This window comes from Hylemonella sp. P2_B10 (genome assembly GCF_056404875.1).
In genome coordinates this window covers 43,604-56,901 of the sequence record NZ_JBFUDE010000005.1, presented here as the reverse complement: position 1 = coordinate 56,901, position 13,298 = coordinate 43,604, and the positions used below count along the sequence as shown (strand labels likewise).

12 protein-coding genes are annotated in these 13,298 nt (G+C 65.9%); 8 read left to right on the top strand and 4 right to left on the bottom strand.

Annotated elements, in window-relative coordinates; all coding sequences use genetic code 11:
- Window positions 1-35: 35 nt before the first annotated feature.
- From gatB to gatC, 3 genes are read right to left on the bottom strand one after another with little or no spacing between them, the layout of a single operon-like run.
- Window positions 36-1,505: an Asp-tRNA(Asn)/Glu-tRNA(Gln) amidotransferase subunit GatB gene (gene gatB, locus AC1DX2_RS21420; protein WP_477198444.1), complete on the bottom strand. Its 1,470-nt coding sequence runs from the start codon at window positions 1,503-1,505 to the stop codon at window positions 36-38.
- Between the two features lie 20 nt (window positions 1,506-1,525).
- Window positions 1,526-2,998 (bottom strand): Asp-tRNA(Asn)/Glu-tRNA(Gln) amidotransferase subunit GatA, encoded by a 1,473-nt coding sequence (gene gatA / locus AC1DX2_RS21415; RefSeq protein WP_477198443.1) that lies wholly within the window; start codon window positions 2,996-2,998, stop codon window positions 1,526-1,528.
- A 7-nt stretch (window positions 2,999-3,005) separates the two neighbouring features.
- A complete protein-coding gene (gene gatC / locus AC1DX2_RS21410; RefSeq protein WP_477198442.1) occupies window positions 3,006-3,305 on the bottom strand; it encodes an Asp-tRNA(Asn)/Glu-tRNA(Gln) amidotransferase subunit GatC in 300 nt (99 codons plus the stop codon).
- 204 nt (window positions 3,306-3,509) lie between these two features.
- Here gatC and AC1DX2_RS21405 point away from each other — a divergent pair, with 204 nt between their 5' ends.
- The 4 genes from AC1DX2_RS21405 to mrdA are packed head-to-tail and all read left to right on the top strand — an operon-like array spanning window position 3,510 to window position 8,192.
- Complete coding sequence (locus AC1DX2_RS21405) at window positions 3,510-4,553, top strand: rod shape-determining protein (RefSeq protein WP_477198441.1); 1,044 nt, start codon at window positions 3,510-3,512, stop codon at window positions 4,551-4,553.
- A gap of 25 nt (window positions 4,554-4,578) precedes the next feature.
- Window positions 4,579-5,505 carry a rod shape-determining protein MreC gene (mreC, locus tag AC1DX2_RS21400; protein WP_477198440.1) on the top strand — a complete coding sequence of 309 codons (927 nt, stop codon included), beginning with the start codon at window positions 4,579-4,581 and terminating at the stop codon, window positions 5,503-5,505.
- A 34-nt stretch (window positions 5,506-5,539) separates the two neighbouring features.
- Window positions 5,540-6,073, top strand: coding sequence for a rod shape-determining protein MreD (gene mreD / locus AC1DX2_RS21395; protein ID WP_477198439.1), 534 nt, complete (start codon window positions 5,540-5,542; stop codon window positions 6,071-6,073).
- A gap of 19 nt (window positions 6,074-6,092) precedes the next feature.
- Window positions 6,093-8,192 carry a penicillin-binding protein 2 gene (gene mrdA / locus AC1DX2_RS21390; RefSeq protein ID WP_477198438.1) on the top strand — a complete coding sequence of 700 codons (2,100 nt, stop codon included), beginning with the start codon at window positions 6,093-6,095 and terminating at the stop codon, window positions 8,190-8,192.
- 347 nt (window positions 8,193-8,539) lie between these two features.
- Here the strand turns inward: mrdA and AC1DX2_RS21385 are convergent, their stop codons facing one another.
- On the bottom strand, window positions 8,540-9,298 hold the full coding sequence (locus AC1DX2_RS21385) for a TSUP family transporter (protein ID WP_477198437.1): 759 nt from the start codon (window positions 9,296-9,298) through the stop codon (window positions 8,540-8,542).
- Window positions 9,299-9,708: 410 nt separating this feature from the next.
- On the opposite strand from AC1DX2_RS21385, the gene AC1DX2_RS21380 reads away from it, so the two are divergent.
- Genes AC1DX2_RS21380 through AC1DX2_RS21365 form a run of 4 tightly spaced genes read left to right on the top strand, consistent with a single transcriptional unit; the run spans window position 9,709 to window position 13,287 of the window.
- Window positions 9,709-10,974, top strand: a complete 1,266-nt coding sequence (locus tag AC1DX2_RS21380; RefSeq protein ID WP_477198436.1) for an efflux RND transporter periplasmic adaptor subunit — start codon at window positions 9,709-9,711, stop codon at window positions 10,972-10,974.
- 26 nt (window positions 10,975-11,000) lie between these two features.
- Window positions 11,001-11,699 (top strand): ABC transporter ATP-binding protein, encoded by a 699-nt coding sequence (locus tag AC1DX2_RS21375; RefSeq protein WP_477198435.1) that lies wholly within the window; start codon window positions 11,001-11,003, stop codon window positions 11,697-11,699.
- Window positions 11,700-11,717: 18 nt separating this feature from the next.
- Entirely contained in the window at window positions 11,718-13,037 is a 1,320-nt protein-coding gene (locus tag AC1DX2_RS21370; protein ID WP_477198434.1) for an ABC transporter permease, read from the top strand.
- A gap of 25 nt (window positions 13,038-13,062) precedes the next feature.
- Window positions 13,063-13,287 (top strand): hypothetical protein, encoded by a 225-nt coding sequence (locus AC1DX2_RS21365; RefSeq protein WP_477198433.1) that lies wholly within the window; start codon window positions 13,063-13,065, stop codon window positions 13,285-13,287.
- Window positions 13,288-13,298: the final 11 nt, after the last annotated feature.

Below are 13,298 nucleotides of genomic sequence, written 5' to 3'. Positions count from 1 at the left end.
GGCGGCCCGGCGGGGACTTATGCCCCCTGCGTCGCTCAACCCAGGCGCTTGCGCAACAGCTCGTTGACCTGCTGCGGGTTGGCCTTGCCCTTGCTGGCCTTCATGATCTGGCCCACCAGTGCGTTGAAGGCCTTGTCCTTGCCGGCCTTGAACTGGGCCACGTTGTCGGGGTTGGCGGCGACCACCTCGTCGATGATCTTCTCCAGCGCGCCGCTGTCGTTCATCTGCTTCAGGCCCAGGCTGTCGACCAGGCCGTCCACCGTCTGCGTGGGGTCGGACCACAGTGCGTCAAACACCTGTTTGGCAGCGTTGTTGGAGATGGTGGCATCGGCAATGCGCGCCACCAGGCTGCCCAGCAGCGGCGCGGTGACCGGCGCCTGGGCAATGTCCTGCTCTTGCTGGTTCAGCCGGCGCGACAACTCGCCCAGCACCCAGTTGGCGGCCAGCTTGGGCTGGCCGCTGGCCTGCGTGGCGGCCTCGAAATAGGCCGCAGTGGCCTTGCTCTGCGTGATCTGCGTGGCGTCGTAATCCGACAGGCCGTGTTGCTGCTGAAAGCGTTGCGCCATCACGCGCGGCAGCTCGGTCATTTCGCCGCGCACGCGCGCCACCCACTCATCAGAAATCACCAGCGGCGGCAAGTCCGGGTCGGGGAAGTAGCGGTAGTCGGCCGCGTCTTCCTTGGTGCGCATGGCACGGGTCTCGCCGGTATCGGGGTTGAACAGCACCGTGGCTTGCTGGATGGCGTGGCCATCTTCGATCTGTTCGATCTGCCAGCGGATTTCGAAATCAATCGCCTGCTGCATGAACTTGAAGCTGTTCAGGTTCTTGATCTCGCGCCGCGTGCCCAGAGGTTGGCCGGGCTTGCGCACCGACACGTTGGCGTCGCAGCGGAAGCTGCCCTCTTGCATGTTGCCGTCGCAAATGCCGATCCAGGTGACGATCTTGTGCAGCTCCTTGGCGTAGGCCACGGCCTCGACGCTGGAGCGCATGTCGGGCTCGGTGACGATCTCCAACAGCGGCGTACCGGCCCGGTTCAGGTCGATGCCGCTTTGGCCAATGAAGTCTTCGTGCAGCGATTTGCCGGCGTCTTCTTCCAGGTGGGCGCGCACCAGGCGCACGGATTTCTTCTCGTCCCCGAGGAAGAACTCCACCGAGCCGCCTTGCACCACCGGGATTTCGAACTGGCTGATCTGGTAACCCTTGGGCAGGTCGGGGTAGAAATAATTCTTGCGCGCGAACACGCTGCGCGGCGCCACATGGGCGCCAATGGCCAGACCGAACTGGATGGCGCGCTCGACCGCGCCCAGGTTCATCACTGGCAGCGTGCCGGGCAGGGCCAGGTCCACCGCGCAGGCCTGGGTGTTGGGCTCGGCGCCGAAGGCGGTGGCGGCGCGGCTGAAGATCTTGGATTGCGTGGACAGCTGCGCATGGGTCTCGAAGCCGATGACGACTTCGTAGCCCTGCACCAGCGGCGCGTAAGGGGTGCTCTTTGCTTGGGATGACATGGTGTGACTCTGCCTGTCGCTCAAATGCCTGCGGGCTTTTGGGCGTGGAAATCGGTGGCTTGCTGGAAGCGGTGGGCCGCGTTCAGCAGCTTGGCCTCTTGTAGGTAGTTGCCCAGCAGTTGCATGCCCACGGGCATGCCGCCAACGCCCGCGCCGACCGGGATGCTCATGCCCGGCAGGCCGGCCAGCGAGCCGGGCAGCGTGAAGATGTCGGCCAGGTAGTTGGCCACCGGGTCGTCGGATTTTTCGCCCAGCTTCCAGGCCACCGTGGGCGCCACCGGGCCTGCTATCACGTCGCACTGCGTGAAGGCCTGCTGGAAGTCGTCGGCGATCATGCGGCGTATCTTCTGCGCCTGCAGGTAGTAGGCATCGTAGTAGCCGTGCGACAGCACGTAGGTGCCGATCATGATGCGGCGCTTGACCTCGTCGCCGAAGCCTTCGGCGCGCGTCTTCTTGTACATGTCCAGCAGGTCGGTGTACTTGTCGGCACGGTGGCCGAACTTGACGCCGTCAAAACGGCTCAGGTTGCTCGACGCTTCGGCCGGCGCAATGATGTAGTACACCGGGATGGACAGCTCGGTGCGCGGCAGGCTGATGTCCACCAGCTTGGCGCCCAACTTTTGGTACTCCTTCAGCGCGGCCTCTATCGCCGCACGCACGTCGCCCGCCAGGCCTTCGCCGAAGAACTCTTTCGGCACGCCGATGCGCAGGCCTTCCAACGAATCGTTCAGCTTGGCGGAGTAGTTCTCCGCCGGGATGTCGAGCGAGGTGGAGTCGCGGTCCAGATCCGGCCCGCACAGCGTGGACAGCAGCAGTGCGCAGTCCTCGGCGGTGCGCGCCATCGGGCCGGCCTGGTCCAGGCTGGAGGCGAAGGCGATCATGCCGTAGCGCGACGCGCGGCCATAGGTGGGCTTGATACCGGTGACGCCGCAAAACGCCGCCGGTTGGCGGATGGAGCCGCCGGTGTCGGTGCCGGTGCTGGCTGGTGCCAGGCGCGCCGCCACGGCAGCGGCGCTGCCACCCGAGGAGCCACCGGGAATGCGCGTGGCGTCCCACGGGTTCTTCACCGTGCCGAAGGCGGAGTTTTCATTCGACGAGCCCATGGCGAATTCGTCGCAATTGAGCTTGCCCAGCGTGACCGCGCCTTGCTCGGCCAGCTTGCGCACCACGGTGGCGTCAAACGGCGAGTGATAGCCCGCCAGCATCTTGGAGCCGGCGGTGCTGGCGTAGTCCTTGGTGACGAAGATATCCTTGTGCGCGATGGGCACGCCTGCCAGTGCACCGGCATTGCCCTGGGCCAGAAGCGCGTCGGCGGCGCGGGCCTGCGCCAGCGTGACGTCGTCGTTGATGTGCAGAAAGGCGCCCAGCTCGGCATGGGCCTTGGCACGGGTGAGGAAATGCTGCGCGGTCTCCACGGCGGAGATGTCGCGCGCGCGCAGGCGCTCGGCCAATTCGGTGACCGTCAGGTCATGCAATGCGGAAGGATGGCTCATAAAACTCTTACTCGATGACCTTGGGCACCAGGAACAGGCCGCGCTCCACGGCGGGTGCGCTTTGCTGGTTGGCTTCGCGTTGGTTGGGCTCGCTGGCGATGTCTTCGCGCAGGCGCAGCGCCACGTCTTGCACGGTGGCAAACGGGTGCGCCAGCGGCTCCACGCCGGTGGTGTCCACGGCGCTCATTTTTTCGACAATGTCAAAAAAGCCGTTGATTTGGGTGAGCATGCGCTCGCTCTCGGCCGGGGTCAGCTCCAGCCGGGCCAGGTTGGCAATGCGCGCAATGTCTGACGAGTTCAGGGACATGTGGGTTTCAGAAAAGGAAACCGGGTGTAAAACGCGCGGTTTAGGGCGCGCCCACTCGGGTTATGCACAGGGGATAGGGTATTATCCCGCCTTTGGTGCAACTTCCGCGATCAGGCGGTATTTGGCACCCAAAGTGCGGTTTTGACCTGAAGAATTGGGCGACGGCTGGTCGAAGTGCGAGCCGTGCCATGAGAGGATTTAGTAATGTTTGGAGCTTTCCGTCGGTATTTCTCCACCGACTTGGCCATTGACCTGGGCACCGCCAACACCCTGATTTTCGTCCGCGACAAGGGCATTGTGCTTGACGAGCCGTCAGTGGTAGCGATACGCCACGAGGGTGGCCCCCAGGGTAAAAAGACCATCCAGGCCGTGGGCCACGAGGCCAAGGCCATGTTGGGCAAGGTGCCCGGCAACATCGAGGCCATACGGCCCATGAAGGACGGCGTGATTGCCGACTTCACCGTCACCGAGCAGATGCTCAAGCAGTTCATCAAGATGGTCCATCCGCGCGGCGTGTTCAAGCCCAGCCCGCGCATCATCATCTGCGTGCCCTGCGGCTCCACCCAGGTGGAGCGCCGCGCGATTCGCGAGTCCGCCCTGGGCGCCGGTGCCAGTGATGTGTACCTGATCGAGGAGCCCATGGCAGCCGCGATCGGCGCCGGCCTGCCGGTGTCGGAAGCCAGCGGCTCCATGGTGGTGGACATTGGCGGCGGCACCACCGAGGTGGGCGTGATCTCGCTCGGCGGCATGGTCTACAAGGGCAGTGTGCGCGTGGGCGGCGACAAGTTCGACGAAGCCATCATCAACTACATCCGCCGTAACTACGGCATGCTGATCGGCGAGCCGACGGCCGAATCGATCAAGAAGAACATCGGCTCCGCCTTCCCCGGCAGCGAGGTGAAGGAAATGGAAGTGCGCGGGCGCAACCTGTCCGAAGGCGTGCCGCGCAGCTTCACTATCTCTTCCAACGAAATCCTGGAAGCGCTGACCGACCCGCTAAACAACATCGTCTCGGCGGTGAAGAACGCGCTGGAGCAGACGCCGCCGGAGCTGGGCGCCGACATTGCCGACCGCGGCATGATGCTGACCGGCGGTGGCGCGCTGCTGCGCGACCTCGACCGCCTGCTGGCCGAAGAAACCGGCCTGCCCGTGCTGGTGGCCGAAGACCCGCTGACCTGCGTGGTGCGCGGCTGCGGCATCGCGCTGGAGCGCATGGACCGGCTGGGCTCCATCTTCACCAGTGAATAAGAAGAACAAGTTCTAGGACACAGCGATGCCACTGGGTACGCTGGACCGATCCCCCCCTCCGTTCTTCCGCCAGGGGCCGTCGTCCCTGTCCAAACTGGCTGTCTTCAGCGCCCTGGCCATCTTCCTGATGGTGGCTGATACCCGTTTCAAGGTCACCGGCCCGCTGCGCGTGGCGCTGGCCGGCGTGCTGACGCCGGTGCGCTGGCTGGTGATGCAGCCGGTGGACGGCATCCTGTACGGCAGCCGCTTTTTCGGCTCGGTGTCCAGCTCCAAGAATGCCGAGGAAGAAGCGCGCCGCAAGCTGGGCCTGCAGTCCCTGCGCGCCAGCCAGGTGGAGCAGCTGCTGCTGGAAAACGAGCGCCTGCGCAAGCTGATGGCCCTGCGCGAGCGGGTGGGCGCGACCGGCCAGGCGGCCCAGGTGTTGTACGACGCCGGCGACCCCTACACGCGCAAGGTGATCGTGGACAAGGGCCTGTTGGACGGCGTCAGCGACGGCTCGCCGGTGCTGGACGAATCCGGCGTGCTGGGCCAGGTCACCCGCGCCTACCCCACGGTGAGTGAGGTGACGCTGGTGACCGACCGCGACCAATCCATCCCCGTGCTGAACACCCGCACCGGCGCGCGCAGCCTGGCCTTTGGCGACCAGGGCTCGCACGGTGGGCTGGAGCTGCGCTTCATGGCCGCCAATGCCGACGTGCAGACCGGCGACCTGCTGACCACCAGCGGTGTTGACGGCGTCTACCCGCCCGGCCTGCCGGTGGCCCGCGTGGACCAGGTGGACCGGCGGGTGGACACCGCGTTTGCCCGCATCCACTGCGTGCCGGTGGCGGCGGTGGCGGCAGCGCACCATGTGATGGTCTTGAAGCCCGTGTCGGCGCAGATTCCGCCGCGCCCGGTGCCAGACCCGGCACCGGTGACCAAAGAGAGCAAGCGGGCGGCGGCCAAGTCATGAACATCGAGCGAACCATGACGCAGCGAGGTGCCACATGATCATGCGCCCCGGCCAGCAGCTGTTGTTGCCGGCCAACCCCGGCTTCATCTGGGCCACGCTGCTGATGGCCTTGCTGGCCAACATGCTGCAAAACATGGGGCTGTGGGGCCGTGTGGCCTGGGCGCCCGATTTTCTGGTGCTGGTGCTGGCGTTCTGGAGCGTGCACCAGCCGCTGCGCGTGGGCATAGGCACGGCCTTTTTCTGCGGCATCCTGATGGACGTGCACCAGGGCGGCGTGTTGGGCCAGCACGCGTTGGCCTACACCGTGCTGTCCTACCTGTCCATCATGATCCACCGCCGGTTGCTGTGGTTCAGCGTGCCTTCGCAGGCCATGCAGGTGCTGCCTTTGTTCATGATTTCGCACATCATCGAGCTGGCGGCGCGCATGCTGTTGGGCGGTGGCGTGTTTCCGGGGCTGACGTTGCTGTTGGCGCCGGTGCTGGAGGCCGTGCTGTGGCCGCTGGTCAGCGTGGTGCTGTTGGCGCCGCAGCGCCGCGCCCCTGATCCGGACGCCAACCGTCCCCTGTGATGGTTTCCAGGTTAGTCGCATGACCGAACTGCGCAACGTCCAGGCCGACCTGTCGCGCTTTCGCGCGCGCATCCTGGTGGCCAGCCTGGTGGTGGTGGGTTGCCTGCTGGTGCTGGTGCTGCGCCTGGGCTACCTGCAGATTTACCGCCATGCCGACCTGCTGGAGCAGGCCGAGAACAACCGCACCGCCATCGTGCCCATCGTGCCCAACCGCGGGCTGATCCTGGACCGCAACGGCATCGTGCTGGCCAGCAACTATTCGGCCTACACGCTGGAGATCGCGCCGGCCAAGGTGGTCAGCCTGGAGCAGACCATCGATGCGCTGTCGCAGGTGATCGACATCGCGCCGCGCGACCGCCGCCGCTTCAAGAAGCTGCTGGATGAGACCAAGAACCTGGAATCGGTGCCCATCCGCACGCGGCTGACCGACGAGGAGGTGGCCAAGTTCGCCGCCCAGCGCTTCCGCTTTCCCGGTGTCGAGGTGAAGGCGCGCTTGTTTCGCAACTACCCCTACGGCGAGCTGGCCAGCCACGTGATCGGCTACATCGGCCGCATCAACCAGGCCGAGAAGGAAAGGCTGGACGATTCCGACGACGCGGCCAATTACCGCGGCACCGAATACATCGGCAAGCTGGGCGTGGAGCAGAGCTACGAGGCGCAGCTGCACGGCACCACCGGTGTGGAGTCGGTGGAGACCTCGGCCGGCGGGCGCGCGCGCCGCCGGCTGAAGAGCAGCCCGGCTACGCCCGGCAACACGGTGAAACTGTCGATAGACATCAAGCTGCAAAAGCTGGTGGAGGACCTGTTTGGCGAGCGTCGCGGCGCGCTGGTGGCCATCGAGCCCAGGACCGGCGAGATCCTGGCCTTCGTCAGCAAGCCCACCTTCGACCCCAACCTCTTTGTCGACGGCATTGACAGCGACAACTGGGCGGCGTTGAACGAGTCGGAGGACAAGCCGCTGCTGAACCGCGCGTTGCGCGGCACCTACCCGCCGGGTTCCACCTACAAGCCCTTCATGGCGCTGGCCGCGCTGGAGAGCGGCAAGCGCGCGGCCAACCAGGTGTTCGGCGACCCGGGCTTCTTCATGCTGGGCGGCCACCGCTTCAACGACGACAAGCAGGGCGGCCACGGCCCGGTGGACATGTACCGCTCCATAGTGGTGTCGTGCGACACCTACTACTACACACTGGCCAACGAGATGGGCGTGGACCTGATCCACGACCAGTTGCAACGCTTCGGCTTCGGCGAGTTGACCGGCATAGACATCGAGGGCGAGGTGCGCGGCCTGCTGCCCTCCACCGAATGGAAGCGCAAGGCTTTCAAGCGGCCGGAGGAGCAGAAATGGTATGCCGGCGAAACCGTGTCGCTGGGCATTGGCCAGGGCCGCAACCACTTCACCATGCTGCAATTGGCCTCGGCCGTGGCCACGCTGGTGAATGATGGCGTGCGCATGAAGCCGCACCTGGTGAAGGAGGTGGTGGACGTGGTCACGCGCACCAACAAGCTGACCGAGCACCAGGCGGCGCCGCAGCCCATCGCCAAGGCGGAAAACATCGCCATTGTCAAGAACGCCATGGTGGGCGTGAACATCGAAGGCACGTCGGCGGTGGCTTTCCGGGGCGCGCCCTACACCAACGGCGGCAAGACCGGCACCGCGCAGGTGGTGGGCCTGAAAGGCGAAAAATACAACGCCGCTGCCACGCCCGAGCGCTTGCGCGACCACGCGCTGTTCACCGCCTTCGCGCCGGCCGACCATCCCACCATCGCGCTGGCCATGATCGTGGAAAACGCCGGCTTCGGCGCCGCCAACTCGGCACCGATTGCGCGGCGCGTGTTCGACTACTGGTTGATGCACCAATACCCCAGTACGGAAGACATCGCCGCCGTGCAAAAAGCCCAGGCGCCCACACCCATCGGCAAACAGCGCATCGTCGATCAGATGGCGTGGCCGCCAGACGCTGCCACGCCGACCATTCCGGCCGCGCCAGCCTCTGCTGCGTCAGCGTCTGGCAACTCGCCGCATGCGATGGCTGTGGCGGCGCGAGGGGCTGCCAGTGCTGCTCGTGTTGCTGCTTCGACCGCCCGTCCGGTCGCTTCCTCAGCATCCGCTGCGCGCTGATTCGTCCTTCTCCGGCTGCGGCGTCGGATGCGCGGTGCTGGCCTGAACTGGGGTCGCTGGCAGTTGCCGACGCCGCTGGTGCGCGTGGCTACGCGAATGTCCCCCGGGCCTTCGGCCCTCCTCCTTGATTTCGCTCCGCCACACGCCCCAGCGACGCCGGCAGCGTGACCACGTTGGCACGCATGCAATCCATTCGCGCACCAAGCACGTTCGCTGGATCAGGTCGTCATGGCGTTCAGCGCAGCGGCATCAAGGAGGAGGGCCGCAGGCCCGGGGGACAGCCGCGGAGCTGAGCGCCGTGGCGGCCTGATCTCGCCAACCGACATTGCGTTACGTACCGCAGGGCGTCAGCGCAGGAACCCGTCGTAGCCTGTCTTCAGGATCAGCGCGCTGACCACCAGGATGAACACGCCGCGCACAAAGCCGGCGCCATGCTTCAAGGCCATGCGGGTGCCCAGCAGGCTGCCAATCACGTTGGCCACGGCCATGGTCAGCGCCACATGCCACCACACATGGCCCTTCAGCGTGAACAGGATCAGTGCCGCCAGGTTGGTGGCGGTGTTCATCAGCTTGGCCGAGGCCGAGGCGTTCAAAAAGTCGTAGCCCAGCAGGCGCACGAACAAAAAGACGAAGAAGCTGCCGGTGCCGGGGCCAAAGAAGCCGTCGTAAAAGCCCAGCACCACGCCAATGGCGCAGGCCACCCCCGTCTCATGGCGGCCGGCAAAGCGCGGCGCGTGGTGGCGGCCCAGTTCTTTCTTGGCCAGCGTGTAGCCCAGCACCGTCACCAGGATGAAGGGCAGGGCCTTGCGCAGGTAGTCCGGCGACACCATGGACACCGTCCAGGCACCCAGCAGCGAGGCGACAAAGCCGCAGGCCGCCGCTGGCGCCAGTGCCGCCCAGTGCAGTTGCACCTTGCGGCTGAACTGCACGGTGGCCATGGCTGTGCCCCACAGCGATGCGCCCTTGTTGTTGCCCAGCAGGGTGGCCGGGGGGGCGGTGGGGTAGGTGGCAAACAGGGCGGGCACCAGGATCAGACCGCCGCCGCCCACAATCGCATCCACAAAACCAGCCAGCAGCGAGGCCAGCGTGACAATCACGACATCCATGGCGGGCATTGTCGCATCGGCCCTAGGCGCCTTTGTTGTGTTGCTGAAGCCCCAATAAAAATGGCACCGGTGTGTGCCGGTGCCATCGAGGTTGAGTCCGCGCCAGCCGGTTAAGCGGGTCGCGGCTCAACATTTGATTTTTGTTGGAAGTAGAGCGTCTCCTGGGGCCTCTCAAGTTGGCCGGCGGGTGTTGAAGCCCGCCGCCGAGTCCCCGAGAATGTAACGATTTGTGCCTGCCCTGGCATCGGGATTTACCCTTCTGCCGCCGATTGCCAAGCCCTGTCCGGCGCGGACGCGGACAGTCAAGCGGACACTGCGGACACCCTGCAGTCTAAAAAATCCTTTACAAATCAATGACATAGAGCTGGCACGGCTTGTGCAAAGGGTATGGCTATTCATTTGGACCCTGCATGATCCGCGATACCTCGTCCCAAGACACCGCGCTGGCGGCCAACCCGGCTCAGCGGCTGAAAAAGCGCCTGGCCCTGGCGGCGGCGGGCGTGGCTGTCGTGGGGTTGGCGGTGTTCCTGTTGGCCGGCTGGCGCGGCAGCGAAGGCTCGGTGAACGCCGAGCGCCTGCGCATGGCACCGGTCACCACGGGCACGCTGGTGCGTGATGCCTCGGTCAATGGCCGGGTGGTGGCGGCCGTCAGTCCGACGCTGTTCGCCACCGCCACCGGCACTGTGGTGCTGAAGGTCAAGGCTGGCGACACGGTGAAGAAGGGTCAGGTGCTGGCGGTGGTGGATTCACCCGACCTGAACGAACTGTTCAAGCGTGAGCAGTCCAGCTTCGAGCAATTGCAGGCCGAGGTGTCGCGCCAGCACATCCTGGCCAAGAAACAAAAGCTGATCGCCCGGCGCGACGCCGACCAGGCCGAGATCGAACTGATCTCGGCCCAGCGCGCGGTGGAGCGGGTGGAGCCGGCCTACCAGGCCGGCGTCTACCCTAAGGTGGATTACCTGAAGGCGGTGGACACCCTGCGCTCGGCTGAAATCCGCAGCAAGCACGCCGGCCAGGCCGCCGAACTGGAAGGTGAGGACGTGGGCTTTGAGCTGCAGACCAAGATGGCCCAGCTGCAGCGCCAGCGCGTGACGCTGGCCAACGCCCAGCGCCGCGTCGACGAGTTGATGCTGCGCGCGCCGGTGGACGGCTTCATCGGCACGCTGTCGGTGTCCGATGGCACCGTGGTGGTGGCCAACGCGCCGCTCATGACGTTGGTGGACCTGTCGCGCCTGGAGGTGGAGCTGGAGGTGCCCGAATCGTATGTGTCCGACCTGGGCCTGGGCATGGCGGCCGAAATCCAGGTGGGCAGCGCCAAGGCCATGGGCAAGCTGTCGGCGCTGTCTCCCGAGGTGGTGAAGAACATGGTGCTGGCCCGGGTGCGCTTTGACGGCACGCAACCCGCCGGCCTGCGCCAGAGCCAGCGCGTGTCGGCCCGGCTGCTGATCGAGGACAAGCCCAATGTGCTGCTGCTGCCGCGCGGCCCGTTCGTGGAAAACGAGGGTGGGCGCTTTGCCTACGTGGTGGAGGGCGGCATCGCCCGCCGCCGGCCGATACAGATGGGTGCCACCAGCGTGACGGCGGTGGAGATCGTCTCCGGCCTGAAGCCGGGCGAGCAGGTGGTGATTTCTGGCACCGACACCTTCAACAACGCGGCCACCGTGGCCATCCACTGATTCCATTTTCAACAGGAGAGAACCCCATGTTGCGCATGCAGAACCTGAGCAAGGTCTACCGCACCCACATGATCGAGACGCACGCGCTGCGCGGCTTCGAGATCCACGTGAAGCAGGGCGAGTTCGTCACCGTCACCGGTCCCTCCGGTTCGGGCAAGACCACCTTCCTGAACATCGCTGGTCTGCTGGAGGAGTTTGACGGCGGCGAGTACCTGTTGGACGGTGTCTCGGTCAAGGGCCTGGACGACAACGCCCGCTCGCGCCTGCGCAACGAGAAGCTGGGCTTCATCTTCCAGGGCTTCAACCTGATTCCCGACCTGAACCTGTTTGACAACGTGGACGTGCCGCTGCGCTACCGCGGCTATGGCCGCGCCGAGCGCAAGCAGCGCATTGAAGAGGCGCTGGCCCAGGTGGGCCTGGCCTCGCGCATGAAGCACTACCCGGCCGAGTTGTCGGGCGGCCAGCAGCAGCGCGTGGCCATCGCCCGCGCGCTGGCCGGCAGCCCCAAACTCCTATTGGCCGACGAGCCCACCGGCAACCTGGACACGCAAATGGCGCGCGGCGTGATGGAGCTGCTGGAAGAGATCAACGCCCGCGGCACCACCATCCTGATGGTGACGCACGACCCCGAGCTGGCGGTGCGCGCGCAGCGCAACGTGCACATCATCGACGGCCAGGTCAGCGACCTGGTGCGCAAGACACCCAACCTGGCGGTTGCCGCCTGAGGCGAGGAGGCCACAGCCATGCTTTCGCATTACTTCCTGCTGGGGCTGCGCACGCTGCGCCGCAGTCCGATGCTGACCGGCTTGATGGTGCTGACGCTGGCCGTCGGCGTCGCCGCCAGCGTGTCCACGTTGACCATCCTGCACGTGATGGGCGGCAACCCCATTCCGCACAAGAGCAGCCGCCTGCTGTCGCCAGTGATCGACGTGGCCCCGGTCAAGGGCTGGGTGCCCGGCACGCCGCCTGGCGACCCGCAGGTCACCTACAAGGACGCGCAGGCTTTCCTGAAGAGCGGCCAGGGCGAGCGGCGCACCGCGTTGATCACCGTGGGCACCTCCATCCAACCCGAGCGTGCGGACCTGGGGATGGTGCGTGCCATGGGCCAGGCGCCCACGCGCGACTTCTTCGACATGTTCGAAGTGCCGTTCAAGTACGGCAGCGCCTGGTCGCCCGAAGCGGACGCCAGCGGCGTGGACGTGGTGGTGCTGGGCCACGCCATGGCGGAAAAGCTGTTCGGCGCGAACGTCAATCCCACGGGCAAGCGGGTGCGCATGTTCGACAGCGACTACCAGGTGGTCGGCGTGACCCAACCCTGGCGACCGATACCGAAATACTACCGGGTCATGAGTGGCAACGGCGGCGCCTTCGGCGACGAGGAGGCTTTCTACATTCCGTTGGCCTCGGCGATACGCCATGAGCAGAACAACAGCGGCAACACGCAGTGCACCGCCAGCGCCCAGCCGGGCTACCAGGGCAAGCTGGATTCCGAGTGCACCTGGCTGCAGTTCTGGTTCGAGACCGGCATCCTGGGCGGCCGCGGCAAGATCCAGGATTACCTGAACGCCTACCAGGCCGAGCAGCAAAAGCTGGGCCGCATGCAGCGCCACAGCCCGCCCAAGCTGTACGACGTGATGGAGTGGCTGGACTACCTGCGCGTGGTCGGCAACGACCGCAAGCTCACCGCCTGGCTGGCTTTCGGCTTCCTGCTGCTGTGCATGGTCAACACCGTGGGCCTGCTGCTGGCCAAGTTCTCCACGCGTGCGCCAGAAGTGGGCATACGCCGGGCGCTGGGTGCGTCGCGCGCCGAGATCTTCCGCCAGTTCCTGGTTGAAACCAGCGTCATTGGTCTGGTGGGTGGCATGCTGGGCCTGGTGCTGAGCTTCGGCGGTTTGTGGCTGATCGGCCGGCAGTCCCAGGATCTGGCTGCCGTCGCCCACATGGACTGGGTGATGCTGGGCGTGACCTTCGGGTTGTCGGTCGCCGCCAGTCTGTTGGCCGGCCTGTTTCCGACCTGGCGCGCCTGCCAGGTGACGCCCGCCATCCAATTGAAGTCACAGTAAACCGCAGGCTCACAACATGCCGACCATGGACGCCACCACCACACTGGCCAAGTTGTTGAGCCGCCGCGGCGCTGTGCTGGCCTCGGTGGTGCTGGCGCTGGCCAGCCTGGTGCTGGCGGCCTGGCTGCTGCCGCGCCTGCAGGTCAGCATCACGCCGGCCGGTCCGCAGGGCAGTTGGGTGGTGACGCTGGCGCTGCAACCGTCTTGCGCCGCCGGCCCGCTGACCGTGCTGCTGAAGTCCCTGACCTGATCGATTCCCCT